Origin of the sequence: Salinispora vitiensis (assembly GCF_000378825.1) — a bacterium.
Classification (GTDB): Bacteria; Actinomycetota; Actinomycetes; order Mycobacteriales; family Micromonosporaceae; genus Micromonospora; species Micromonospora vitiensis.
Window position 1 is genome coordinate 3569219 of the sequence record NZ_KB900388.1, and the last position, 24148, is coordinate 3593366.

Here is a 24148-nt window from a genome sequence, read left to right on the forward strand (position 1 = left end):
TCCGGGATCCAGGAGCCGGTCATTAGGGCGACGAGGGTCTTTTGGCGATCGTCGTTGATCCGTACCCTTCCTGGCCATGAGCCCGGAGGATGACTATTCGCGGTGGTCCGGCGGCCCGGCGGGGCTGCCCGACCTACTCCGCGGACACCGGCTGGCCGCCGGCCTGACCCAGGCCGAACTGGCGGGCCGGGCCGGAGTCGGGGTCCGGACTGTGCGGGACGTGGAGCGGGGCCGTTCGTCGCGGCCCCAGCGGACCACCGTCGAACTGCTCGCGACCGCCCTTGGGTTGGCCGGGGCAGCGCGGTCCACCTTTGTCGCCGCCGCCCGACAGCTGCCGACGCCCCGGTACCCGGAGCCCGAGTCGGTGTTCCACGTCGGCCCGGACGGCATGGTACGGCCGACCGCGCTGCCCCCGGCCCCCGAGCTGATCGGCCGGGAGCGTGACGTGGCCGAGCTGGTCGGGATGCTCAGCGGCGAGCCGACAGCCCGGCTGGTCAGCCTGGTCGGATTGGCTGGAGTCGGCAAGACGGCGCTGGCGCTGTCGGTGGCCCAAGCGGCCACCGGGCACCTCCCGGGTGGGGTAGCCGGGGTCCTCACCGGGGAGGGAACGGATGTCGCGGAGCTGCTTGCCGCCTCAGCGGCGGCCTTCGGAGTAGCTCGCCTCCCCGAGCTGGCCACCCGGCTCGCCGGCCAGCCGGCACTGCTACTTGTGGACGCCGTGGAGCGGGCTCCCGGCCCGGTCGCCGAAGCCCTGCACCAACTCGCGACCGCGGTGCCGTCCCTGTGGGTGCTGGTCACCGGTCGGCACCCGGTCGGGCTGCGCGGTGAGCGGGTCCGGCCGGTGGCCCCGCTCGATACGCCACCGCCGGACCGCGACGAGGCTGGCCCGGAGGCCCTCGCCCAGTATCCGGCGGTGGCGCTGTTCACCGCCCGGCTCGAGCTGGTCCGACCGAATCCGCCGACGGCGGCGGAACTACCGGCGCTGGCCCGGCTGGTCCGCCGCCTCGGTGGACTTCCGTTGGCGATCGAGCTGATGGCGGCGCGGGGGCACCTCCTCGACCTCAACGAGTTGCTCGACCGGTATGGCGATCGGGTTCTTGATCTGGCAACTGCTTCCGGTGCCGCCGAGCGGCCGGGCTGGAACGCTGCTGATCCGGGCCGGCCGCAGCGGACGCCCGCTGCGGTCGTCGAGACGCTGCGGGACGCCGTTGCTACCAGCTATCTCCTGCTCACCCCCGAGGAGCGGGCTGCCCTGCGGCGGCTCGCCATCTTCGGTAACCGCTGGTCGATCAGGTTGGCCGAGGAGATGCTCGGAATTGGCGCGGAACCGGGGGGCACGGCGCTGGTCGTTGACCCGGTTGTGCTCCTGGATCGGCTCCGGGAGCTGGGTCTACTCAGCATCCTGGGGGCGGGGCCGTTCCGATTCCGGCTGCTCGACGCTGTTCGGGAGTTCGCCGTCGAGCAGGCTGCCGGCGCGGGCGAACTCACCCCGGCCCGGCGTCAACATGCGCGGGTCATGGCCGGACTGGTCGCCGAGACGGCCCCGTACCTGGTTGGCGCGGACCTGACCGCGGCGGTGCACCGACTGGACGACGTGGGTGGGGACATCAGCTCCGCACTCGGGCATGCCGCTGTCGACGATCCGGTGACCGCGCTGGGCCTGGCGGCCGGACTCGTCCGGTGGTGGCGCTTTCGCGGGCGCGATGTCGCCGGCCGGCAGTGGCTGCGCCGGTTGCTGGCGGATCCGCGTACCGCTGACGCTTCCCCGGTCCTGCGGGCGTGGGCGTTGCTGGGCGTGGCCCGGTTGGCCGCGGAGCACGGCGCCGGGGCGGAGGAGCTGCCGGCTGCCCGTGCGGCACTCGCCGCCTTCGAGTCGGCCGGCGAGGTCGCCGGTGAGCTGGAGGCCCGTACCGTTTTGGGCAGGTTGTTCACCGGCACCGGCGACCACGATGAGGCACGGGGGCAGGCCGAGGCGGTATTGGCGCTGGCCACCCGGCACGGGCGGATCCGGGACATGACGGTGGCGCAGAACAACCTGGCCTGGCACGGGATCCGGGTCGGTGACCTTGCCACTGCTCGGCGCCGGTTGGCTGCCGCCGATCGCCTCGCGGCCCAGTGCGGGGAGCGGCGGCTACGAGTACTCGCGATGGCCAACCTGGCGGAGGTCACGCGTCTTGAGGGCCGGTACGACATCGCCGTCGACCAGGGACGGAGGACGTTGGCGGCGTTGACGGCGCTGGGTGACCCGGGGCACCACCGGCGGGTGCTGGGCACGGTTGGGCTGGCGCTGGCACAGGACGATCGCGTGGCGGAGGCGACCGAGGTGCTGGCCGAGCTGCGGCCCGGGGGACCGGCGGCGGGTCTGAGTTGGATTCCAGCGGACGGGATCTGTGGGTTGATCGAAGGAACGCTGGCGTTGCGCCGGGGTGATCGGGAGGTGGCGGCCGAGTGGTTCGCCGTCGCTGCCGAGGCGGGAGCCAACAGTCAGGATCGCCGTGACCTGGTGGAGGCGTTGGTGGGGCTGGCCGCCAGCACGGCGGAGCCGGCCGTGCTGGATCGGCTGGATGCGGTCTGTCGGGTCAGTGGGATCTGTCTGCTGCCACCGGAGGTGGAGGCTTTGGCTGCGGCTACCCGTCGGCCGTGAGCCGTTGTCGGCGTGGCCGGCTGAACAGGTCCCGGGAGCGGCGCGAGCGAGAGCCCCCTCTGTTACCCCTCGCTCGTCGCCCGCGCCCTCCCCCGGGTGCATCCCCCGTTGATGTGGAGCTTAGTTGGCGGGGAACTCTCACCTGCCCGAATTGCCCAACAATCAACCGTTTCTCGGGCAGTTCTGCCGCTCTTTCTGCCGGTGGTATTCGCTGCCGGTGGTGTCCTGGCCAAGCCAGCGCCATCCACCGGTGGCGTCAGTGGCGGTTGCGGTCCGGCTCCGGGTCGGTGGCGCCGGCGGTGGCGCCGGGGTGGACCGCATCGCGCACCCGACGTAGCCCATCGAGGAGTTGGGTCAGTGACTCCCGGTCGAGCTGCCCGGTGAACCACTCCTCGATGATGCGTAGGTGATCCGGGAGTGCGGCCTGGAGCCGCTCCCGGCCGGATTCGGTGGCCACCGCGAAGTAGCTTCGTCGGTCGGCGGGGCAGGCACGCCGGGCGAGGAGCCCATCGCGTTCCATCCGGTCCACCACGCGGGTCGTCCCGCTGGTGGAGAGGGAAGTCTGTGCGGCGAGATCGGTCATCCGGAGCTGATTGCCAGGTGAGCGGGCGAGCCGGGTGAGTACCTCGAATTCCACCGGGGAGAGTCCGTGCTCCTCGAATTGGGCGGCGAACCGGGCCAACAGCCCGGCGTGCGCCTCGACAAGTAGACCGACGGCGGTGATCCGGGGGTCGTCGAACACATTCGGGTCCACCGCCCGATGCTACCAGTAGTTGATCAACGAAATATTGCCGCAGGCAATATCTGTTGAGCACGTTACTTACAAGACAAGCATCTCTGTGGATGGTGCACGAGACCAGGCTGGTGGGCTGATAAGCGCCCAGCTCTGGCCCGCCGCCTTGGCCACTCCTACCGTGGAGGGTTCACAATGCGCTGCGGAGCGGCATCGCTCCGTCACCTCGGGCGCCGGGAGGATACATGGGCAGGGATGTCACGCTAGGCGCCTTCTCCCGGGAGGATCGGCTCCGCTACCGGCGCAAGGTACGTCGCTGCCTGGACGTCTTCGCCTTGATGTTGGACGACTTCGGGTTTGCTGCCGATCGGCCAATGACCGGCTTGGAAATCGAGCTGAACCTGGTCGACTCCGCCGCCGAACCGGCGATGCGGAACGAGGAGATTCTCGCCGACATCGCCGACCCGCTCTTCCAGACCGAACTGGGGCAGTTCAATCTCGAGCTGAACGCCGCGCCCCGGCTGATCGAGGGCACCGGCTTCACCGGCTACGAACAGGACCTTCGTGGCAGTCTGGCCCGTGCCGATGAGTGGGCGGCCAAGTCTGACGCAAAGATCCTCCTGGTGGGAATCCTGCCCACCCTGACCGAGGGGCACCTGGTCGTCGACAACCTCTCCACCAACGAGCGCTACCGGGTGCTCAACGACCAGATCGTCGGAGCGCGTGGTGAAGACATCGAGCTCGACATCCGCGGAGTCGAGCGGTTACAGACCCACACCGACTCGATCGCTCCTGAGTCGGCCTGCACCAGTCTGCAGTTCCACCTCCAGGTGGCGCCGGACAGCTTCGCCGACTACTGGAACGCCTCACAGGCGATCGCCGCCGCCCAGGTGGCGACCGGAGCCAACTCTCCCTATCTGTACGGCCGACAACTCTGGGCGGAGACCCGGATCGCGCTGTTCCAACAAGCGACCGACACCCGGCCAGACGAGTTGAAGGCGCAGGGGGTCCGTCCTCGGGTCTGGTTCGGCGAGCGTTGGATCACCTCGATTTTCGACCTCTTCGAGGAGAACGTCCGTTATTTTCCGCCACTGTTGCCGATCTGCGAGGAAGAGGACCCGGTGGAGGTGCTGCACGCCGGGGGTGTGCCGAAACTCGGCGAACTACGCCTGCACAACGGGACGGTCTACCGCTGGAACCGGCCGGTCTACGACATCACCGAGGGGCGTCCGCACCTACGGGTGGAAAATCGGGTCCTGCCGGCCGGTCCGACCGTGATCGACATGCTGGCCAACGCCGCCTTCTACTTCGGATCGGCACGAGGGCTGGCCGAGGCGGACCATCCGGCGTGGAGTCAGCTGCCGTTCAGCTCGGCGGAGGAGAACTTCCACGCCGCCGCCCGACGTGGCATGGACGCCGTGGTGCACTGGCCTCAGCTCGGTGAGGTACCGGTCACCGAGCTGGTCCTCGACGTGCTGCTGCCGCAGGCGGCGACCGGCCTCGACCGGTTCGGCGTGGCTCCCGGTGAGCGAGACCGGCTGCTCGGCATCATCGAGCAGCGTTGTCGGACCCGACGTAACGGCGCGGTGTGGCAGGCGGAAACGGTGTGGGCGGCCGAGCGGCACCGGAAACTCGACCGCCCGGCGGCCCTGCACCACATGGTCCAGCGGTACGCCGAACTCCAGCGCAGCAACGAGCCGGTGCACACCTGGCCGGTCGACTAGGCGGCCGGCGGGTTTCGCCCTTACTCGGCGCGTCGGGGCGATGGCGACCGAAGGCGTCCGAGCGATGGCGACCGAAGGCTTGGGGCAGAACCCGGTCGGGGCGGTGCCCGGCACCCCGGTTAGCTGGTGCGGCGGGGCGACCGGGGCCGGGCCGGGCCGCTCTCCGTCGGCTCCTGCGCGGCGGGGGCGGCGTCCGCTGCCGGTGCATCGTCCACGCTGCGCTGAACCGGCACCCCGGCCGTGGTATCCGTCGGCACAGTGCGGGGACGTCGGCTGCCTGATCCGCGCGTCCGGCGGCGAGGGGTAGCCGTCGCGCCGACCGAACCGTCCGGCGGTGGGGCGGCCGGGGGCTCGGCCGGCTGGGGCGAATCGGCCGGAGTCTCGGCTGGCTGGGGTGAATCGGCCGGAGTCTCCGCCGGCTGGGGCGAAACTGCCCGCCGTCGGCGGTCGGCCCGTTGGCCGAGCGCGGCGACCAGCGCCGAGCCCCCAAAGCCGATGATGACCGCGTACGGGGCGATGAGGTGTGCCGACGCCTGGCCGGGAGCGAGGTCCGCCAGCCCCGGTACGGCGAGCAGGTAGACGACGGCGACGAGGAGCGGGCCGGCTGCGCCGGAGGCGGTGGTGCCAATTCGCTGGTCGGGGTTCCGGGCCGTGCCGCGGGCGACCAGTACGCCGATGAGGAGGGCAGAGCCGAGGGACAGCAGCGCACCCGGCCAGTAGAACCAGTCGCGGAGCCACAGCTCGCTTCCGCCGACACTGAGTTGCCAGATGCCGAGCTGGGCGGCATTCAGTCCCCGTCCCGCGATGACGCCGTCCACAACGGCCACCACCGCGAGCAGCCACAGCCAGCCGACGGTGGCGATCACGTTGGTGGCGGCGGCGCGGGAGTGTAACGCCCATCCGGCGATGGCCACGCCGACCAGGACGCCCAGGGCGGCGTAGCCAGCGGCGACATCCCGGGGTGCGGCGACGCCGGGTACCACGGCCACCCGGGCCGGTACGGCGGTCAACAGGACCGTGATCAGGGCACCGATCCCGGCGGCTCCGGCGAGCGCCAGCCTGCCGAACACCCCGTCGGATTCACTCGGGTTGGCCTGGCTCAACTTCGCCGTCTCCCGGGTGGTCGGTGCGGCGGTCTCGGGGCCGCCCGGGCTGTCGGCCGAGCTGTGCAAAATGGATGGCGCGGTGGTGCTCTCCGTCGAGTCCGCTCCGGAGGGCTCGCTGCTGCTGTTCGATGGGCGTTCCACCGGGCCACGACGGCGGAGGTGTTGTGCGCAGACCGCACCGGCCACAGTAGAGCTGGCGGCGATCCAGGTGGCCCAGATCAGGCTGGCCGTCCAGGCGGTGACTGCTTCCCCCTGATCGGGCGGTGGGGCCCAGTTGATGATGCCCAGGCCGTAGCCGAAGCCCAGCGCGGCGGCGCCGGCCCCGGCGGCGGTACCAAGCGCGGTCATGATCGATATTGCCCAGCCGCGTCTCGCCATGCCGGCGAGCGTAACGTCCTGTGGTCGGGGCGGGGAGTACCGAGCCCAAATTCTTACGCAGAGTAAATACAGCGGGGTGGTTTGGTTGCGGGGGTTGACACGGATCGGGCTGCGGTGAGCTGATTCCCGCCGGCCCCCCTGCTCTCCAGCTAGGTTGTCGTCAGGCAGCGAGGGGGAGTGGGATGAGCGACGACCGAAAGCCCGGCGCTGACGGGTCGGACGACGAAACCCGCCCGCTGCCGGCGGATCAGACCGAGCCACTGCCGCCTGCTGACCAGACCGCGCCCCTGCCTCCCGCCGGCGGGCCGGCGGCATGGTCCGGGCGGGCGGGCGTACCGCCGCCGCGTCCGCCGGAGTACCAGGAGGAGACCGGGTGGTACGCGGAGCCGAACGGGCGACGGTGGTGGTCACCGATTCTCTGGGGAGTGATTCTCCTTCTGCTCGCCGTCTTCGGCGTCGGTCTGTGGCTCACCCTCGGCACCGGCGACGACGAGCAGGTCAACCCCGGCTCCTCGCCGTCGGCCACCACGCCACCGGCATCGCCGACGCCAACGTCCCCCATGCCAACATCCGCCGCGCCGACCACGACCACGCCGACCTCGGTCGCACCGACCCCTCCGTCGCCGACGGCGGAGCCGGCTGAGGTCCCGATGCCCCCGGTGGTCGACCTGCCACTGGCCACGGCCCAGGCGCTCCTGGACCAGATCGGACTGGCGTACCGGGTTCAGTATCGGACCTCGGATCAGCCGCCCGGAATCGTGATCGGGACGGAACCGCGAGCAGGTGTGCTGGTGCCGGAGGGGACAGCGGTTGTACTGGTGGTGTCGAGGCCCGGACCGTCAGAGCGGCCGACGCCCACTCCGACCTCCGAACCCACCCCCACCGGCTGACCGAACGTTCCCGCCACCCCACCGGCTGGCCGGAGGTACCGCTGCCGGCTGAGCTGGCGGTTCCCAGGTTCGGGATCCTGGCGGTACGAGTGGAGCTGCCCGGGCGGGGCGTACCGCGTGCTTTTCGTAGGTACGCCCCCAGGGCTAGGGATCGCAGCAGGTCAGCCCACGCGGACCGGGGTCCGCGCCAGCGCTCGGCGCGGTGTCCCTACGGTGGCTGGGTGGCGTTGCGGCGCGGGCTGGATCTGGTCCAGTCCCTCCTGCTGTACGAAGATCGACCGCCGGCTGACCGCGTCCCCCGAAGCGTTCAACTCGTAGCCGTCGAGCCAGAGCCAACCGTCGTAGGTCGGCCAGTCGAGGACCCGGATCACCCGGAAGGCGATGGGTCGGAGGAACTGGACACTCGCCGCGCGAGTCACGTGCAGTACGTCACCGGTGCGGGGAAGCACATGGGCTCCTGGGAAAGAGGGCCGGCGGAGGTGCCGGCGGGAGTTGTCGGGGGGACATGTGTTGTCGGCCTCGGGGTGGTGCCCCGCCGGCTGGCGTTGTTGGTGCTTGACCGCGGGGTCACCACGGTGTGAGAGCGGAGTAGGACTCTGCGTGATCCGCCATAGGGAATAGAGTGCATCAGTGACGTGCGACATGCAAGTTGCATGTCGGTTGTTGCCGATGGGTTGTTGGTCCAGAGCGATGCAATGCTTGAGCTGTTCGTATTCGGGCGGCACACTGAGGGCCGGGTTCGCCCCGCCGCCATCCGCCGCCGCGAACCCGTCCACCGTCGTGCCCTCCCCGGCACGACGGCCGAGCCGGGAAGTTGTCAAGGTGGAGGGGGACGGGTGGCAATGACCGCGAGATTGAGTCCGGGGTGGCGCCGTGGCTGAGCGGCGAAGCCCGACGATTCGCCGCCGGCGGTTGGGCGCGGAACTCCGTCGGCAGCGTGAGGCCGCGGGGATCACCATCGAATCGGTCGCCGAGCAGCTCGAGTGCTCGGCCTCGAAGGTCTCCCGGATCGAGACCGGCCACACCACGGCGACGCCCCGCGATGTCCGGGACATGCTCCGGATCTACGGCGTGGTGGGCGCGGAGAGCGACGAGCTGGTGCAGATCGCCCGCGAGGCCCGACAGAAGGGTTGGTGGCACCCGTACAGCACGGTTCTGGTCGGGGCATACGTCGGTCTGGAAGCGGCGGCCAGCTCCATCCGTGCCTACGAGCAGCAGGTCGTGCCGGGTCTACTGGAGACCGAAGAGTACGCGAGCGCCATGATCCGTGCGGCGCGACCGGACTTCACCACAGAGCAGGTCGCACAACGTGTCCGTGTCCGATTGGGTCGTCAGTCGTTGCTGACTCAGGAAGATTCAGTCGATGTGTGGGTGGTGCTCGATGAGGCAGTGGTGAGCCGACCGGTGGGTGGGGACACGGTGATGCGTGGTCAGCTCAAGCGGCTGTTGGAAGTAACCGAACTACCGAACGTGACGTTGCAGATCCTGCCGTTCGAGGTGGGTGCGCATGCGGGCATGGACGGGACCTTCAGCATCCTGAGCTTCCCCGAACCCAGTGATCCGGATGTTGTGTACGCGGAGAACGCCACGGGTGGGCTCTTCCTGGAGAAGAGCGACGAACTGCAGAAGTACAGCTTCATCTTTGATCACATCCGTGCGGCTGCCATCAGTCCTGAGGAGTCCATGGCACACATCGCGAAATTGGCAGAGGAGCCGTTGTGGAAATGGCGACCAAGGAGTTCCCCGTGGACCTGACGCAGGGCACCTGGTTCAAGAGCTCGAAGAGCGGGCCGAACTGCGACAACTGCGTTGAGGTGGCGTACGTGCCGGGGGCGGTCGGCGTGCGGGACTCGAAGGACCGGTCGGGCCCGGCCCTGGTCTTCAGCCGGGGTGACTGGCGTTCCTTCGTCAGCAATGCGCGGGGCGGTGCCTTCGACCCGCGCTGACCAGTACCGGTGCCCCCGTCCGGCCCGTTCGGGTGGGGGCACCGGCCCGGTTATGACCCGGCTTGCCGATGCCCCGTCGCCACAACGGCTCCGTCTCGTTGAACCCGTCGGTGCGCCATGGGGCCAGTGCCCAGCCGCACCGATCGGCAACCGAACGAAGTAGGCGAGACGGATGACGACGATCGGGTCAGAGAACCTCACCAACGGTCCGGGCAAGCCGGAGCGGTTCGGTGGCAAGTACCGCGGGACACGCCGGGACACGGTGCTCACTGAGGTGGTGTCGCCGGACGGTGAAGCCGGCGAGCGGCAGGACGGGTCCCCACCCCAGCGACCTGCTCCACCCCAGCCCCTGACCTCGATCGACCCGGAATCGTCGACTCCGCCGGGCTTTCCGGCCGAGCGCTGGTCGACTGGTCCGGTTGAATCCCTGGTCGATCACCCGTTGCTGCGCGGTCTTCTGATGGAACTGCCACCGAAGGGCAGTGTGCCGCCGCCGGGTTGGCTGGATCGCTGGTTTGAGGCGACCCGGGCCATTCTCGAACTTCTCTACGTGCAGGGCCCGGGGCGGCCCCGCTGACGGTTTTTTTTGCGCCGGGACGCTGCTCGGGCCGCCAGTCGGCGGTGCTGATCACTGGTGCCGGTCGGGGACACCCGCGCGGCAGCGCACCCCCGTCTCCCCGGTGTCATCGTTCTCCGGTAGCCGGTATCACCGTGGCCGTACCGGTGATCTCCCGCGGGTAGCCCGCCCGTGAGTCGGTGAATCGATGTGTTGATTTCTCGTCTCCCCGCCGATTATTCTCATCGATGGATTGGCATCTATCGATCGACTCGCCGGGAGTTGGTCGCCTCGATGTCAGCCGGAGGGAGACAGAGGAGATGGGTCTATCCCGAAGGTCCATGTTCGTCGGACTAGCCACGATGGCCATGATGGCGTCCGCAGCCCCCGCTATGGCCGCTGAACCAGTTGGTGAGATCCGTAGTGCGGGGGGTGCTACGGCCGTAGCCGACAGCTACATCGTGGTCTTCAAGGACAGCGCGGTAGGCCGCGGTGCGGTCGAGCGGTCAGCCGATCGACTGGTGGACCGGCACGGTGGCCAGGTAGCCCGGACGTACACCGCAGCCCTCCGCGGAGCCGAGCTGCGGGTGGACGCCGGTGCCGCCGCTCGAATCGCGGCCGACCCAGCGGTGGCCTACGTCGAGCAGAACCACCAGGTGTCGATCACTGACACCCAGAACAACCCCCCGTCCTGGGGCCTGGACCGGGTTGACCAGCGCGACCTGCCGCTGGACAACGCCTACACCTATCCGAACACCGCCAGTGACGTGACTGTCTACATCCTCGACACCGGCATCCGTACCACCCACCAGGACTTCGGGGGCAGGGCCACCTGGGGCACCAACACCGCCGACAACAACGACACCGACTGTAACGGGCACGGCACGCACGTCGCCGGCACCGTCGGTGGCACGGCGTACGGCGTCGCCAAGGAGACCAGCCTGGTAGCGGTGAAGGTGCTGAACTGCGCGGGCACCGGCAGCTGGGCCGGGGTGATCGGCGGCGTCGACTGGGTGACCGCGAACGCGGTCCAGCCGGCGGTGGCGAACATGAGCCTCGGCGGCGGTGCGAACAGTGCGCTGGACGACGCGGTGACCAACTCGATCGACTCCGGTGTCACCTACGCGCTGGCGGCGGGGAACAGCAGCGCCAACGCCTGTAACTACTCACCGGCCCGTACCCCGGATGCGATCACTGTCGGCTCCACGACCAGCAGTGACGGACTGTCCTGGTTCTCCAACATCGGAAGCTGCCTGGACATCTTCGCGCCGGGCTCGTCGATCACCGCGCCGTGGATCGACAGTGACACCAGCACGAACACGATCAGCGGCACGTCGATGGCATCGCCGCACGTCGCGGGTGCCGCGGCGCTGGTCCTGTCGGCCAACCCGTCGTACAGCCCGCAGCAGATTCGGGACGCGCTGGTTGACAGCGCCACCGACGGCGCGATCGGCTCCCCGGGCAGCGGTTCCCCGAACAAGCTCCTCTACGTCGGTGACGGTGGCAGCACGCCGCCGCCTCCGCCGCCGAGCGGCTGCTCCGGCACCAACAACACCGACGTGTCGATCCCGGACGCCGGTTCCGCGATTGCCAGCTCGATCACCATCGCCGACTGCGACCGGGACGCCTCCTCCTCCTCGACCGTGGCGGTGGACATCCCCCACACCTGGCGGGGTGACCTCGTCATCGACCTGATCGCGCCGGACGGCTCGTCCTACCGGCTGAAGACCAACGACCTGTCCGACTCCGCCGACAACGTCAACGAGACCTACACGGTGAACCTCTCCAGCGAGGTGGCCGAGGGGACCTGGCAGCTTCAGGTCCGCGACGTCTACCGCCGGGACACCGGCTACATCAACACCTGGACCCTGACGGTCTGATCTAGTTTCGCCAGGCGGGGCCCTTTCCGGAGTCTCCGGGAGGGGCCCCGTGCCGTGCCCGGACTCTTCCTCAGACCGCGAAGCTGGTGGGCTGGTCGGTGGCGGGATCCGGCGGCTCCGCCTTCCACAGGCCGGTCTTCTGTGCGGCGAGCCGGGCCAGGTAGGCCGGATTGAGGACCAGGTAACGGCGCCAGAGCCGCTTTGGTTCCAGCCCGAGTCGCCAGAGCCACTCCAGGCCGGCCCGCTGCATCCACGGTGGCGGCTGCCGCAGCAGACCCGCGTGGTAGTCGAAGGCCGCGCCGACCGCCATCAGCGGCATGTCCAGCAGCGGTCGCATGGCGTACGCGAAAATCTCCTGCCGCGGGCAGCCCAGCCCGACCAGGACGAGTCGGGCCCCGCTGTCCCGGATCCGATCGGCGATCTCGACCTCCTCGCCGGGTTGCACCGGTCGGAACTTGGACGGCTCCACCCCGGCGAGCTTCAGCGCGGGAAACATCCGTTCCAGCGCCGGCACCAGCGTTGCGAGCGTCTCCTCGGTGGAGCCGTAGAGATAGACCGGAAGGCCCTCGTCGGCGAAGCGGGACAACACATGCAGGGTGAGCGTCGGGCCGTAGACCCGGTCGGTCAGCCCGGCCCGGTGCAGCACGTTGAGCGCCCAGCGCACCGGCTGCCCATCCGGAGTGACCACGTCGAACGAGTTCAACCGGGCATTGTGTGCGGGGTCGAGCACACCGGTCATCACGCCGTGTACGGCCAGGGCGGTCAGCGCCAGCGGCTGCCGCTCGTGCGCCGCGGTCACGACCGTCTCGGTGGCGGTGGCGTAGTCGGTGACATCAACGAGGACGCCGAGCACGTTCCGCTTGCCCCGGGGGGTCATGACTGCGGAACCCATTTTTCAACGTTGGCCTCGTAGATCTCCCGCATGATCATGGGCACGTCGTAGACCTGCTTCCAGTCCGGGTAGTCGGCGTGGAAGGCTTCGTTCGAGCCGATCCACCACTTGTGGTCGCCGATTCGGTTCGCCTCGACGTACTCGGAGTCCATCTCCTGCCCGGTGATCTGCTGGGCCAGGGTGAAGGCCTCGCGCATCGAGGTGTTGGAGTGCCGGCCGCCGCCCAGGTTGTAGACGGCGGCGGAGCGCGGGTTACGGAAGAAGGACTCGAACGCCGAGACCACGTCCGAGCTGTGGATCGCGTCCCGGACCTGCTTGCCCTGGTATCCGAAGATCTTGTACTTCCGGCGTTCCATGTTGGCCCGCATCACGTACCCGAGGAAACCGTGCAGCTCGGTGGCGGCGTGCGCGGGCCCGGTCAGGGTGCCACCGCGGAAGCAGGCCGTCCGCATGTCGAAGTAACGGCCGTACTCCTGCACCATCACGTCCGCCGCCACCTTGGAGGCGCCGAAGATCGAGTGCAGGCAGGCATCGATCGACATGTCCTCCCGGATGCCCTGCTCGTACGGGTGCCCGGGCTCGATCTCCCACCGGGTCGCCAACTCGACCAGCGGCAGGCTGTTCGGCCGGTCCCCGTAGACCTTGTTGGTGGAGCAGTGGATGACCGGCGCCTCGATGCAGTGCTCGCGGACGTTCTGCAGCACATTGAGGGTGCCGGCGGCGTTGACGTCGAAGTCGGTGAACGGGTCGCGGACGGCCCAGTCGTGCGACGGCTGTGCGGCGGTGTGGATCACCACGGCGGTGTCGCGGCCGTACCGGCGGAAGAGCTTCGCGAGCGCGTCCCGGTCGCGGATGTCGATGTTTTGGTGCGTGTAGGCGGCGCCCAGCTCCTCGGTGAGGCGTCGGACGTTCCATGCGGTCGAGGCCTCCGCGCCGAAGAACTCCTGCCGCATGTCGTTGTCAATGCCGATGACATCGAGACCGAGGCCGGCAAAATGCCGGACCGCTTCGGAACCAATGAGACCGCCCGATCCGGTCACGAATGCGACACTCACACGTCACTCCTGGTCCGTCGGAGTCAAGAACGATCGGAGCATAGCGTGACGTACGACGTGCCCCGAGACGGCGCGAGGGCCCCGCTGCTGCGGAGCCCTCGACTGGTGGGGAAGGGGGGAGTTGAACCCCCACGCCCTTTCGGGCACACGGACCTGAACCGTGCGCGTCTGCCATTCCGCCACTTCCCCGTGGCTTCAACCGGAGACACCTGGTGCCCGGCCCTCCGGCTGCGCCGCCGGGCTCGGGACATTCTACGTGGCTCCTCGCGCTTGCCACCAACGGTTACCCTCGTAGGACGGCCACCGTTTGTGGCGGACGAAAGACTAGCACGACGGAACCGGCCCGCCGAACGGGCCGGGACAAGCGCGGCCGAGCGGCGTGTGAGCTGCACGCTCCTCGGCCGGATACCATCATGTCCTCGGGACCCGAGGAGGAGCCGGTGAGCGTGCTGCAACGCTTCGAGAAGCGTCTGGAAGGCCTGGTCGAAGGGGCTTTCGCCAAGGTCTTCAAAGGGGTGGTCCACCCCGTGGAGATCCTTAATGCCATGCAGCGGGAGGCTGAGGCGCACAAGGCGATTTTGGCCGGTGGGCGCACGTTGGTGCCCAACCGCTACGTGATCGATCTCTCGCCGTACGACCACAGTCGTCTGGCGCCGTACGCTGCCGCGCTGGCCCAGGAGCTGGCCCAGTCGCAGGCGGAGTTCATCGGCGAGCAGGCGTGGACGGTCTACGGCGACGTGATCGTCGAGGTCGAACGAGGGGAGGGGCTCGACACCGGTATGTTCCGGGTCACCGCCGAGGTCTACACCGGCGGTGAGGTTGCCCCGGTGTCGGGGTCGGGTTACGACGCCGGCCCGCCGGGTTACGACGCCGGCCCGCCGGCCTACCCCGCCTACGACCAGGGGGGTGGCTACGGCCCGCCGCCCGGTCAGGGTGGCGCCCCCAATGTGCGGCTGATCTCCGGCGACGGGCGGACCTACCCGCTCCAGCTGGGCACAACCGTGATCGGCCGCGGCGACCAGGCCACCCTGCGCCTACCCGATGTCGGTATCTCACGGCGACACGCCCGGCTGGATTTCGACGGTGGGCAGGTCGTGCTGACCGACCTCGGGTCAACCAATGGCACGATGGTCAACGGTCAGCGGGTCTCCGCCGTTGCCCTGAACCCTGGCGACATGGTCCAGCTCGGCACCACCACCCTGACTTTCCGCGTGGATGGTTGATCCGCCTTGCCGGAACTCGTTGTCACCGTTGCCCGGTTCGGGTTCCTGATCCTGCTGTGGATTTTCGTCTTCACGGTGGTCGGGGTGATTCGCCGGGATCTCTTCGCAGGCGCCCGCTCTGGCCGGCTGGTTGCGGCCCCTCGGGGGGTCGGAGCCGTCCTTGGTCAGGGCGGTAAGCCGGCCCGGGTGAAGCGGGGAAAGGCGGCCCGCCAGCTGGTGGTGACCGCCGGCCAGCTGGCCGGCACCCGCATCACCCTCGGTGAAGCGCAGATCACAATTGGTCGGGCTGAGGATTCCACCCTCGTGATTACCGACGACTACGCCTCCGCGCGACATGCCCGGCTCGTGCCCCGCGACGGGCAGTGGTTCGTTGAGGACCTGGGTTCGACTAACGGCACGTACCTGGATCGCGCTAAGGTCACCGGACCTACCCCCGTCCCCCTCGGCGTGCCGATCCGCATCGGGCGCACCTCACTCGAATTACGGCCATGACTCTGACCCTCCGCTATGCGGCCCACAGCGACCGCGGGCTGATCCGAGACGGCAACCAGGACTCCGTCTATGCCGGGCCACGGCTGCTCGCCGTCGCCGACGGCATGGGCGGTATGGCCGCCGGTGACGTCGCCAGCAATATCGTCATCGGCGCCATGGCGCCACTGGACGAGGACGTCCCGGGCGATGCCCTCGTGGATGCGCTTCGTTCGGCTGTCACCAACGCCACCCAACAGCTACGCGAGACGGTTGACGCCAACCCTCAGCTGGAGGGGATGGGGACGACACTCACCGCGATCCTCTTCTCCGGCAGCAAGCTGGGCATGGTGCACATCGGCGACTCGCGTGCCTACCTGCTGCGTGCCGGCGAGTTCGCCCAGATAACCAAGGACGACACGTACGTCCAGATGCTTGTGGACGAGGGCCGGATCAGCGCCGAGGAGGCGAGTAGCCACCCCCAGCGGTCGCTGCTGACCCGGGCCCTTGACGGCCGGGACATCGACGCGGAGTACTCGGTCCGCCAGGTCCTCGCCGGCGACCGGTACCTGATCTGTAGCGACGGTCTCTCGGGCGTGGTGAGCGCAGAGACGATCGTGGAGACGATGCGGGAGTACGCCGACCCGCAGCAGTGCGTGGAGCGGTTGGTCCAGCTCGCGCTGCGCGGTGGCGGGCCGGACAACATCACCGTGATCGTCGCCGACGCGACGGACCAGGACATCGTCGAGGCGAGCCCGATCGTCGGTGGCGCCGCCTCCCGGGACCGGGGCATGGCGACCTCCGCCGATGACTCCACCCCCGCGGCCCGCGCCTCGGCGCTCTCCGGGGCGCCACCGGAGCCGCCCGACGAGTCGAATGCCGGGGACGACGAGCCGGAGCGCCGGCGTCGCCGGCCGATCCGGCTCGCGGCGGTGAGTCTCGCCCTGCTCCTCCTGCTGGGCGGAACACTCTACGGTTGGTGGAGCTACACGCAGCGGCAGTACTACGTCGGAGCCACGGAGAGCGGCCAGGTCGCGGTGTTCCGTGGCGTCGAAGGCCAGATCGCCGGCATCGACCTCTCCGCCGTGCATTCGACCAGCTCCGCCGAGCTGGACGACCTCACGCTCGCCGCGCAGGAACAGGTCAAACAGGGCATCCCGGCCAAGAGTGAAGCAGATGCGGAGCGTCGGCTCGCCGAGTTGACCGCTGATACTCCGACCAACCCCAACCTGAAGCCGACCTGTCCCCCGAGTCCGAGCCCGCCAGCGGTGCCGAGCCCGACCGCGGAGCTCGATGCGTCCACGCCGGCCACCGCTTCGAGTACACCGTCGGCGGCCTCCGCCACCCCGAGCGCGTCGGCAACCGGCGAGCCGACCGAACCGACCCCCTCCCCCGACGCCTTGCCCGCCATCCCGCCGCCGGCTGTTGATCCGGCCGCCTGCCGGTCGCCCGAGTGAGCGCCGGCTTGATCTGTCAGGACGTGCAGTGACCGTAGCGGCCACGTCGAACTCCCCGCCCACGACCCCGGGCGGGCAGGGCGGCGTGCGGCTGGCCCGGTCCCGGCGTAACGCCGAGCTGTCGCTGCTGTTGCTCGCCATGGTGCTGGTGGCCGCGTACGGGGCGATGGTCGAAGCCAGCGTGCTCGACACGGTCACGCCGAGCTTCTGGGTGCCGGCCGCCGCGCTCAGCGCGGTCTTCCTCGGCCTACACGTGGCGATCCGGTTCCTGGCACCCTTCGCCGACCCGGCCCTGTTGCCGTCCGTCGCCCTCCTCAACGGCCTCGGTGTCGGCTTCCTGCACCGGCTAGACCTGGCCCGCGCCACCCCGGCCGAGCGGGCCGAACTGGCGACCTTCGCCGGCATCGGCGGGCGTCAACTCGCCTGGACACTGATCTCGGTCGCCCTCGCCGCCGGGTTGCTCGCGGTGGTCCGCGACCACCGCTCGATCTCCCGGTACGCGTACACCCTGGGTCTCGCCGGCATCGTGCTGGTGATGATCCCGGCGGTGCTACCGCCGAGCATTTCCGAGATCAACGGCGCGAAGCTCTGGATCCGGGTCGGCGGTCTCTCCATCCAGCCCGGTGAGTTCGCCAAGCTCGCGCTGCTGGCCTTCTTCGCGTACTACCTGGTCCGCAAGCGGGAGGTCCTCTCCCTGGCCAGTCGCCGGTTCCTCGGTGTCGACTTCCCCCGGGGCCGGGACCTCGGGCCGGTCGTGGTGGTCTGGCTGATCAGCCTCCTGGTCCTGGTCTTCGAGAAGGACCTGGGTACGTCCCTGCTCTACTTCGGCATGTTCGTGGCGACGCTCTACATCGCCACCGAACGGGTGAGCTGGCTTCTCATCGGTTTGGTGCTCTTCTTCGGCGGCGCCTACCTGGCGTACGTGTTGGGCGAGCTGATCGGTGGCCCGTTCGCCAACTTCTACCTGCGGGCAAACATCTGGCTGGACCCGTTCGCTGACCCGTACAACGACGGCTACCAGCTGGTGCAGGGGCTGCTCGCCCTTGGTAGCGGAGGCATGTTCGGCGCCGGGCCGGGCGCCGGCCAGCCGCTCAAGCTGCCCGAGGTGCAGAACGACTTCATCTTCGCCGGCCTCGGTGAGGAGATCGGTCTCTTCGGTCTCTCCGCCCTGCTGGTGGTCTACCTGCTCATCGTCGAGCGGGGGCTGCGCGCCGCGCTGGCGGTCCACGACTCCTTCGGCAAGCTGCTCGCCGGTGGTCTGGCGTTCACCCTCGGGCTCCAGGTCTTCGTGATCGTGGGCGGGATCAGCGGGCTGATTCCGCTCACCGGCCAGACCACGCCGTTCCTCTCCGCCGGCGGTTCGTCACTGATGGCGAACTGGTTGCTCATCGCGATCCTGCTCCGGGTCTCGGATGCCGCCCGTCGGCCGGTGGCCGGCGGAGGCGCTTCATCGACCCGACCGCCGGGTGGCCCACCAGAGCAGCTACACGGTGCCCCCACGGAGGTGATCAGACCGTGAACGCACCACTGCGCCGGGTGGGTGTCGTCGTGATGGTCCTGTTCGGGCTGCTCTTCGCGAACCTGAACCGGATTCAGGCCTACAAGGCCGACGACTACCGCAACAGCGACTACAACGGCCGGGTCCAGGTCGCCGAATACGAGCGCAAGCGCGGCAACATCGAGGCCGGCGGTACGGCGTTCGCGGTGAGTAAGCAGACCGACGGGGAGCTGGAGTACCTGCGCACCTATCCCGGCGGGGCGAAGTACGCCCACGCGATCGGCTACAAGCCGGTTAACCTGGCCGACACCGGCATCGAGGAGGCGGAGAACGCGTTCCTGGCCGGCACCAGCGACCAGCTGATCGGCGACCGGCTGCGGGACCTAGTCACCGGCGACGAGACCGCTGGCGCGAACGTCCTGCTCACCATCTCCAAGCAGGCGCAGGACGTCGCGTACGAGCAGCTGCGGGACAACCGTGCGGGGGTCAGCAAGGGTGCGGCCATCGCGCTCGACCCGCGTACCGGGGCGGTGCAGGCGCTGGTCTCGATGCCGAGCTTCGACCCGAACCCACTGGCCAGCCACGACTCGGACGAGGCCACGACGGCCTACAACGAGCTGCAGCAGAACCCGGACGGTCCGCTGAAGAACCGGGCGCTCGGCGAGGTGCTCCCGCCGGGCTCCACCTTCAAGATCGTGACGGCCGCCGCCGCGCTTGAGAACGGTGTCACCCCGGACACGAAGATTCCCGCCGGGCCCAGCTGGACGCCGCCGACCTCGGGCGAGCCGATCGAAAACGCGGCCGCCTCCATCTGCCCGGAGGCGGAGGTCACCCTGATGAACGCGGTGACCGAGTCGTGCAACACCGGCTTCGCCCAGCTCGGCGTACGCCTCGGCGCGGACACCCTCAAGGAGAAGGCCCGGCAGTTCGGCTTCGAGCAGGACGACCTGACCGTCGGCCGGCTCGGTGAGGATGGCGAACCGGTCGCCGCCAGTCGGACCGGCAGCATGGAGAACCCCGACGGCAGCGTTGACCAGGCTGCCCTCGCCCAGTCCTCCATCGGCCAGCGGGATGTCCGGATGACCCCGCTCCAGGGCGCCCTGATCGCCGCCACGGTCGCCAACGACGGCAACCAGATGCGGCCGTACCTGGTCAGTCAGATTCTCGGTGCTGATCGCACCACCAACTACTACACCGCCGAGCCCGACGAGTTGCGCCAGCCGGTCAGTGACCAGGTCGCCGCCGAACTGCGGGAGATGATGGAGAGTGTCGTCCAGAACGGCACCGGCCGCAACGCCCGGATCAGTGGCTACACCGTCGGCGGCAAGACCGGCACGGCAGAGTCTGGTCCGGACACTCCCGAACACGCTTGGTTCATCGGCTTCGCGCTCGACGAGGACGGCAACCCGGTCTCCGCGGTCTGTGTCCTGCTGGAGGAGACCGGCGACGGCGGCAGCGCCGAGGCCGCCCGGATCGCCGGGCAGATCATGCGGGCGGCGATCGCCTCGCCGGGGAGCCGCTGACGTGCTCAGTACCGGGGTGAAGCTCGGCAACCGCTACCGTCTCGACGAGCGGATCGCCAGCGGCGGCATGGGCGACGTCTGGCGCGGCACCGACGAGGTGCTCGGCCGGACAGTCGCCGTGAAAAGTCTCCTGCCGGCCCTGCTGGACGATCCTGACTTCGCCGAGCGGTTCCGGGGCGAGGCGCGCACGATGGCGACCATCAACCACCCCGGTGTCGTTGACATCTACGACTTCGGCAACGACCAGCAGATCGCTTTCCTGGTGATGGAGCACGTGGAGGGCGAGGCGCTCCTGGCCACCCTGAACCGGGTCGGTCGGCTCACCTCCGCCCGGACGATGGCCCTGGTAGCCCAGGCCGCCGACGCGTTGCACGCCGCCCACCTGGAGGGCATCGTGCACCGGGACGTGAAGCCCGGCAACCTCCTGGTCCGGCCGAACGGCACCCTGGTTCTCACCGACTTCGGTATCGCCCGATCCGACTTGGTGGCCCAGCTCACCGCCGCCGGCTCGGTGCTCGGTACCGCCTCGTACATCTCACCGGAGCAGGCCACCGGAGCGGTCGCCACCCCAGCCTCGGATGTGTACGCCCTCGGTGTGGTCGCCTACCAGTGTCTCTCCGGCCGGCGGCCGTTTGCGGGCGACAACCCACTCGAGATCGCCCTGCAGCACGTCCGGGACACCCCTCGGGAGCTGCCTGCGGACATTCCGCCGCAGGTGCGGGCGGTGGTCGAGCGGGCCATGGCGAAGGACCCGGCGGACCGCTGGCCGAGCGCGGCGGCATTGGCCGGAGTGGCTCGAAAACTGAAGGCCCAGCTCTCCCAGGCCGCCCGGGCGGCGGGCCAGGCCAGTCCGGTTTCGGCGGTGCCGGGTCGGGCCAGCGCGCCTGCGCCTGCGCCTGCACCTGCACCGCCGGGTCGGGCCAGCGTGGTTTCGCCGGTTTCGGCGGCGCCGGGTCGGGCCAGCGTGGTTTCGCCGGTATCTGCCGCGCCGATGCCGGGTCGGGCCAGTGTGCCGCCGCCGGTCGTTGCCCGTACACCGCTGGTTTCCGGCTCGCCGGTGGCGCCGCAGCCTTCCCCGCCGCTGGCCCCGCGACCGCAGGCGGAGTGGTACCCGGTTGCCGCCGTGCCGCTGGCCTCAGGGCGACTCAGGCACTCCCCGAAACCGGCCCGGCGGTCGCGCCGGCCCCGGTTTAGGAGGGTGCTCCTTTTCCTCCTCCTGGCCGCTCTGGTCCTGACCTGCTTTGGCATGGTTTCCTACGTTCGGGGCGAGGTGTATGCCGGGCCCACCGGCCGGCCGGGGCAGTCGACGGGAACGTCCGGCGAACTCCGGCTCGACGGACGCGACGATTCAGACCGAACGTCGTACCGTCAACTGCAACTGCCCGCGACGGGCGGCGACGAGACGACGACGAGCGAAGGACGACAGACGCGATGACAGCGCAGGCCCGCCTGCTCGGTGGCCGTTACCAGGTCGGCGAGCTTATCGGCTACGGCGGTATGGCCGAGGTGCATCGCGGTCGTGACCTGCGACTGGGTCGGGATGTTGCGATCAAGATGCTCCGGGCCGATCTGGCCCGCGATGCCACCTTCCAGATGCGGTTCCGACGGGAGGCGCAGAACGCGGCCTCCCTCAACCACCCGGCCATCGTCGCCGTCTACGACACCGGCGAGGAGCAGGCGCCAACCGGCGAGACCCTGCCGTTCATCGTCATGGAGTTCGTCGGCGGGCGGACCCTGAAGGAGGTGCTGGGCGCCGAGGGGCGGCTCCAGCCGCGCCGGGCGCTGGAGATCTGCGCCGACATGTGCGCGGCGCTGGAGTTCAGCCACCGGCACAGCATCATCCACCGGGACATCAAGCCCGGCAACGTCATGCTCACCCAGACCGGCCAGGTCAAGGTGATGGACTTCGGGATCGCCCGGGCGTTGGCCAGCGGTGCGACCACGATGACGCAGACCAGCGCCGTGATCGGCACCGCCCAGTACCTCTCACCCGAGCAGGCCCGCGGCGAGTCGGTGGACGCCCGTTCGGATGTCTACGCCGCCGGCTGTGTGCTCTTCGAGTTGCTCTGCGGGCACCCGCCGTTCGTCGGGGACAGCCCGGTCAGCGTCGCGTACCAGCATGTCCGGGAGACGCCGCCGACGCCCAGCGACCTCAACCCGGAGGTCCCCCCGGCCGTCGACGCGATCATCCTCAAGGCGTTGTCGAAGAACCCCCTCAACCGCTACCAGAGCGCCGGCGAGATGCGGGCGGACCTGCTGCGTGCCGCCGCCGGCCGGCCGGTCATGGCGACCCCGGTACTGCGGGAGGAGGAGGCCACCCAGATCGCCCCGGCCGGCGCCGGATACCCGGCCGCCGCGCCCGGTCCGCGTACCCAACAGATTCCGGCCCGGGTCGGCGACCCACGTCGGCGCCGGACGTCAACGTGGCTGATCGCCACCTTCGCCGCGCTCGGCGTACTCGCGGTGGCCGCGCTGGGTGTGTACGCCTTCTGGCCCACCGAACCCGAGCGGGCCACGGTCCCGCCGGTAACCGGGCTGACCCAGGAGCAGGCGTTCGCGGCGATCGAGAAGGCCAACCTGGTGCCGAACACCGGCCAGGAGGTCCGCGACAACGACTGCACCAAGGGGGAGGTGGCCAACCAGGATCCCGCCCAGGGTGAGCGGCTGGCCCCGGACGACGTTGTCACGGTCTTCATCTGCGCTGGGCCGGCGACGGTGACGATTCCGGACACCCTGGTCGGCTCCACCTACGACAACGCGAAGCGGCAGCTGGAGAACGCCGGCTTCGAGGTCGCGCGGGAGGAGGTCGACGACGCGGCGTCGGAGGGCACCGTCCTGCGGGTGTCGCCGGATGAGGGCAGCCAGGCGGCGGAGGGTGAGGAGGTCACCCTGACCGTCTCCAAGGGCAACATCGGCACCGTACCGAACGTGGTGCAGTCCTATGTTGAGGATGCCGTGCGGGAGCTCGAGGACGCCGGCTACAACGTTGAGGTCAGGGAGGGTCAGCCGGTGCCGCCGGGTGAGGAAGGCCGGGTGACGAACCAGAACCCCGGTCCGAACACCAAGCTCCAGATGGGCAAGACGGTGACCATCACGGTGACGGTGCTGGAGGAGCCGACCGAGCCCCCGACGCCGGAGCCGACCGAGACGCCGACGCCGACGCCGGAGCCGACCGAGACGCCGGGCGACGGTGATTGAGGTGCGGCGCCGTTGATCGACGGTTAGGTGGTGCTGAAGGCGGTACGTCGACGTGCGTCGACCTCGGCCGCCAACGCGGGGGCACGCTCCAGCGCCTCCGGAAAGCCGCAGGAGGCCAACCAGTTCGCCAGCATCAGGTGCCCGCCTTCGGTCAGGACCGACTCGGGGTGAAACTGCACCCCCTCGATCGGCAACGTCCGGTGGCGCATCGCCATCACCACACCGGAGCTGGTCCAACCGGTGACCTCCAGCTCGGCCGGCAACGTCCCTGGCACGAGAGTGAGCGAGTGGTAGCGGGTCGCGGTGAATACCTCCGGTAGGCCGGCCAGTACCCCCACGCCCTGGTGTCGGACCTCGGATGTCTTGCCGTGCAGCAGCTCTGGGGCCTGGGCGACGGTGGCGCCGAACGCCTCCCCGATCGCCTGGTGGCCGAGGCAGACACCGAAGAGGGGGAGCACCCCGGCGTACTCCCGGATGACATCCAGGCAGATGCCGGCGCGATCCGGGCTACCCGGGCCGGGGGAGAGCAGGACGCCATCCGCGTTCGCCTGCCCGACCTCCGCGACGCTGATCTCGTCGTTGCGGCGCACCTCGCAGTCGGCGCCGAGCTGACCCAGGTACTGCACCAGGTTGAAGACGAACGAGTCGTAGTTGTCGATGACCAGGATGCGCACGGGTCACTCTTCCGGGGAGGGGTGTGGGTTGTTCTCGTCCGTGTCGTACGGCAGGTCGTGCCCGTCCTCGGTCGGTGCCGGCCCGTCTCCGGGCGGCGGGTAGCCGGGAGCACCGGGGTCCCCGGGAGCACCGGGATCCCCCGTATCCTGACCGACCTGCACATCGTCGAAGGGGAGCAGCGGCTCAGCCCAGGGGAAGACCACGTACCAGAGCAAAGCGACCGCGGCCGTCGTCAACAGGACGCTGCCGGCCAGCTTGCCGGGAAGCCCGAACGGCAACTTCCGCCAGATCCAGGCGTACAT

The 24148-nt window shown here is 69.5% G+C and carries 21 protein-coding genes and 1 tRNA gene; 14 read left to right on the plus strand and 8 right to left on the minus strand.

Annotated elements, in window-relative coordinates:
* The first annotated feature begins 76 nt into the window (after positions 1-76).
* Positions 77-2644 (plus strand): ATP-binding protein, encoded by a 2568-nt coding sequence (locus SALPAC2_RS0116885; RefSeq protein WP_018217816.1) that lies wholly within the window; start codon positions 77-79, stop codon positions 2642-2644.
* Positions 2645-2900: 256 nt separating this feature from the next.
* Here the strand turns inward: SALPAC2_RS0116885 and SALPAC2_RS0116890 are convergent, their stop codons facing one another.
* Positions 2901-3398 carry a MarR family winged helix-turn-helix transcriptional regulator gene (locus tag SALPAC2_RS0116890; RefSeq protein WP_026184817.1) on the minus strand — a complete coding sequence of 166 codons (498 nt, stop codon included), beginning with the start codon at positions 3396-3398 and terminating at the stop codon, positions 2901-2903.
* A 224-nt stretch (positions 3399-3622) separates the two neighbouring features.
* Between SALPAC2_RS0116890 and SALPAC2_RS0116895 the strand changes: the two genes are divergently transcribed.
* Complete coding sequence (locus tag SALPAC2_RS0116895; protein WP_018217818.1) at positions 3623-5101, plus strand: glutamate--cysteine ligase family protein; 1479 nt, start codon at positions 3623-3625, stop codon at positions 5099-5101.
* A gap of 119 nt (positions 5102-5220) precedes the next feature.
* Here the strand turns inward: SALPAC2_RS0116895 and SALPAC2_RS0116900 are convergent, their stop codons facing one another.
* A complete protein-coding gene (locus SALPAC2_RS0116900) occupies positions 5221-6555 on the minus strand; it encodes a hypothetical protein (protein ID WP_018217819.1) in 1335 nt (444 codons plus the stop codon).
* 212 nt (positions 6556-6767) lie between these two features.
* On the opposite strand from SALPAC2_RS0116900, the gene SALPAC2_RS0116905 reads away from it, so the two are divergent.
* A complete protein-coding gene (locus SALPAC2_RS0116905; protein ID WP_018217820.1) occupies positions 6768-7475 on the plus strand; it encodes a PASTA domain-containing protein in 708 nt (235 codons plus the stop codon).
* A gap of 161 nt (positions 7476-7636) precedes the next feature.
* Here SALPAC2_RS0116905 and SALPAC2_RS0116910 read toward each other — a convergent pair whose 3' ends face one another.
* Positions 7637-7924, minus strand: a complete 288-nt coding sequence (locus SALPAC2_RS0116910) for a hypothetical protein (protein WP_018217821.1) — start codon at positions 7922-7924, stop codon at positions 7637-7639.
* 424 nt (positions 7925-8348) lie between these two features.
* Here SALPAC2_RS0116910 and SALPAC2_RS0116915 point away from each other — a divergent pair, with 424 nt between their 5' ends.
* From SALPAC2_RS0116915 to SALPAC2_RS0116930, 4 genes are all read left to right on the plus strand, one after another.
* Entirely contained in the window at positions 8349-9230 is an 882-nt protein-coding gene (locus tag SALPAC2_RS0116915; protein WP_018217822.1) for a helix-turn-helix domain-containing protein, read from the plus strand.
* On the plus strand, positions 9200-9421 hold the full coding sequence (locus SALPAC2_RS0116920) for a DUF397 domain-containing protein (RefSeq protein ID WP_018221845.1): 222 nt from the start codon (positions 9200-9202) through the stop codon (positions 9419-9421). Before SALPAC2_RS0116915 ends, SALPAC2_RS0116920 begins: the two co-directional genes overlap by 31 nt.
* Positions 9422-9593: 172 nt before the next feature.
* The gene (locus SALPAC2_RS0116925; RefSeq protein ID WP_018217824.1) at positions 9594-9998 is read left to right on the plus strand and encodes a hypothetical protein; all 405 of its coding nucleotides are present in this window, start codon (positions 9594-9596) and stop codon (positions 9996-9998) included.
* A gap of 299 nt (positions 9999-10297) precedes the next feature.
* On the plus strand, positions 10298-11857 hold the full coding sequence (locus SALPAC2_RS0116930; RefSeq protein ID WP_026184818.1) for a S8 family serine peptidase: 1560 nt from the start codon (positions 10298-10300) through the stop codon (positions 11855-11857).
* 70 nt (positions 11858-11927) lie between these two features.
* On the opposite strand, the gene SALPAC2_RS0116935 is transcribed toward SALPAC2_RS0116930, so the two are convergent.
* From SALPAC2_RS0116935 to SALPAC2_RS0116945, 3 genes are all read right to left on the minus strand, one after another.
* On the minus strand, positions 11928-12749 hold the full coding sequence (locus SALPAC2_RS0116935; protein ID WP_026184819.1) for a WecB/TagA/CpsF family glycosyltransferase: 822 nt from the start codon (positions 12747-12749) through the stop codon (positions 11928-11930).
* Positions 12731-13804 (minus strand): NAD-dependent epimerase/dehydratase family protein, encoded by a 1074-nt coding sequence (locus SALPAC2_RS0116940; RefSeq protein WP_018217827.1) that lies wholly within the window; start codon positions 13802-13804, stop codon positions 12731-12733. Before SALPAC2_RS0116940 ends, SALPAC2_RS0116935 begins: the two co-directional genes overlap by 19 nt.
* Positions 13805-13907: 103 nt before the next feature.
* A tRNA-Leu gene (locus SALPAC2_RS0116945) sits at positions 13908-13993 on the minus strand.
* 224 nt (positions 13994-14217) lie between these two features.
* Between SALPAC2_RS0116945 and SALPAC2_RS0116950 the strand changes: the two genes are divergently transcribed.
* Genes SALPAC2_RS0116950 through pknB form a run of 7 tightly spaced genes read left to right on the plus strand, consistent with a single transcriptional unit; the run spans position 14218 to position 23171 of the window.
* Positions 14218-15027 (plus strand): FhaA domain-containing protein, encoded by an 810-nt coding sequence (locus SALPAC2_RS0116950; protein WP_018217828.1) that lies wholly within the window; start codon positions 14218-14220, stop codon positions 15025-15027.
* Positions 15028-15033: 6 nt separating this feature from the next.
* Complete coding sequence (locus tag SALPAC2_RS0116955) at positions 15034-15519, plus strand: FHA domain-containing protein FhaB/FipA (RefSeq protein WP_018217829.1); 486 nt, start codon at positions 15034-15036, stop codon at positions 15517-15519.
* A complete protein-coding gene (locus SALPAC2_RS0116960) occupies positions 15516-16952 on the plus strand; it encodes a PP2C family protein-serine/threonine phosphatase (RefSeq protein WP_018217830.1) in 1437 nt (478 codons plus the stop codon). The genes SALPAC2_RS0116955 and SALPAC2_RS0116960 overlap by 4 nt, the downstream gene beginning before the upstream one ends.
* A 28-nt stretch (positions 16953-16980) precedes the next feature.
* On the plus strand, positions 16981-18471 hold the full coding sequence (locus SALPAC2_RS0116965; protein ID WP_018217831.1) for an FtsW/RodA/SpoVE family cell cycle protein: 1491 nt from the start codon (positions 16981-16983) through the stop codon (positions 18469-18471).
* Positions 18468-19973 carry a peptidoglycan D,D-transpeptidase FtsI family protein gene (locus tag SALPAC2_RS0116970; protein WP_018217832.1) on the plus strand — a complete coding sequence of 502 codons (1506 nt, stop codon included), beginning with the start codon at positions 18468-18470 and terminating at the stop codon, positions 19971-19973. The genes SALPAC2_RS0116965 and SALPAC2_RS0116970 overlap by 4 nt, the downstream gene beginning before the upstream one ends.
* 1 nt (position 19974) lies before the next feature.
* Positions 19975-21408, plus strand: coding sequence for a serine/threonine-protein kinase (locus SALPAC2_RS0116975; RefSeq protein ID WP_018217833.1), 1434 nt, complete (start codon positions 19975-19977; stop codon positions 21406-21408).
* Positions 21405-23171, plus strand: coding sequence for a Stk1 family PASTA domain-containing Ser/Thr kinase (pknB, locus tag SALPAC2_RS0116980; RefSeq protein ID WP_018217834.1), 1767 nt, complete (start codon positions 21405-21407; stop codon positions 23169-23171). The genes SALPAC2_RS0116975 and pknB overlap by 4 nt, the downstream gene beginning before the upstream one ends.
* A 23-nt stretch (positions 23172-23194) precedes the next feature.
* On the opposite strand, the gene SALPAC2_RS0116985 is transcribed toward pknB, so the two are convergent.
* Together SALPAC2_RS0116985 and SALPAC2_RS0116990 are read right to left on the minus strand one after the other, a co-directional pair.
* Positions 23195-23845, minus strand: coding sequence for an aminodeoxychorismate/anthranilate synthase component II (locus SALPAC2_RS0116985; RefSeq protein WP_018217835.1), 651 nt, complete (start codon positions 23843-23845; stop codon positions 23195-23197).
* A 3-nt stretch (positions 23846-23848) separates the two neighbouring features.
* Entirely contained in the window at positions 23849-24148 is a 300-nt protein-coding gene (locus SALPAC2_RS0116990; RefSeq protein ID WP_018217836.1) for a hypothetical protein, read from the minus strand.

Coding starts and splice junctions, on each gene's coding strand:
- SALPAC2_RS0116950 (WP_018217828.1), top strand. CDS start 14,218: ATGTCCTCGGGACCCGAGGAGGAGCCGGTGAGCGTGCTGCAACGCTTC.
- SALPAC2_RS0116920 (WP_018221845.1), top strand. CDS start 9,200: ATGGCGACCAAGGAGTTCCCCGTGGACCTGACGCAGGGCACCTGGTTC.
- SALPAC2_RS0116905 (WP_018217820.1), top strand. CDS start 6,768: ATGAGCGACGACCGAAAGCCCGGCGCTGACGGGTCGGACGACGAAACC.
- SALPAC2_RS0116885 (WP_018217816.1), top strand. CDS start 77: ATGAGCCCGGAGGATGACTATTCGCGGTGGTCCGGCGGCCCGGCGGGG.
- SALPAC2_RS0116960 (WP_018217830.1), top strand. CDS start 15,516: ATGACTCTGACCCTCCGCTATGCGGCCCACAGCGACCGCGGGCTGATC.
- SALPAC2_RS0116930 (WP_026184818.1), top strand. CDS start 10,298: ATGGGTCTATCCCGAAGGTCCATGTTCGTCGGACTAGCCACGATGGCC.
- SALPAC2_RS0116925 (WP_018217824.1), top strand. CDS start 9,594: ATGACGACGATCGGGTCAGAGAACCTCACCAACGGTCCGGGCAAGCCG.
- SALPAC2_RS0116935 (WP_026184819.1), bottom strand. CDS start 12,749: ATGGGTTCCGCAGTCATGACCCCCCGGGGCAAGCGGAACGTGCTCGGC.
- SALPAC2_RS0116895 (WP_018217818.1), top strand. CDS start 3,623: ATGGGCAGGGATGTCACGCTAGGCGCCTTCTCCCGGGAGGATCGGCTC.
- SALPAC2_RS0116900 (WP_018217819.1), bottom strand. CDS start 6,555: ATGACCGCGCTTGGTACCGCCGCCGGGGCCGGCGCCGCCGCGCTGGGC.
- SALPAC2_RS0116990 (WP_018217836.1), bottom strand. CDS start 24,148: ATGTACGCCTGGATCTGGCGGAAGTTGCCGTTCGGGCTTCCCGGCAAG.
- pknB (WP_018217834.1), top strand. CDS start 21,405: ATGACAGCGCAGGCCCGCCTGCTCGGTGGCCGTTACCAGGTCGGCGAG.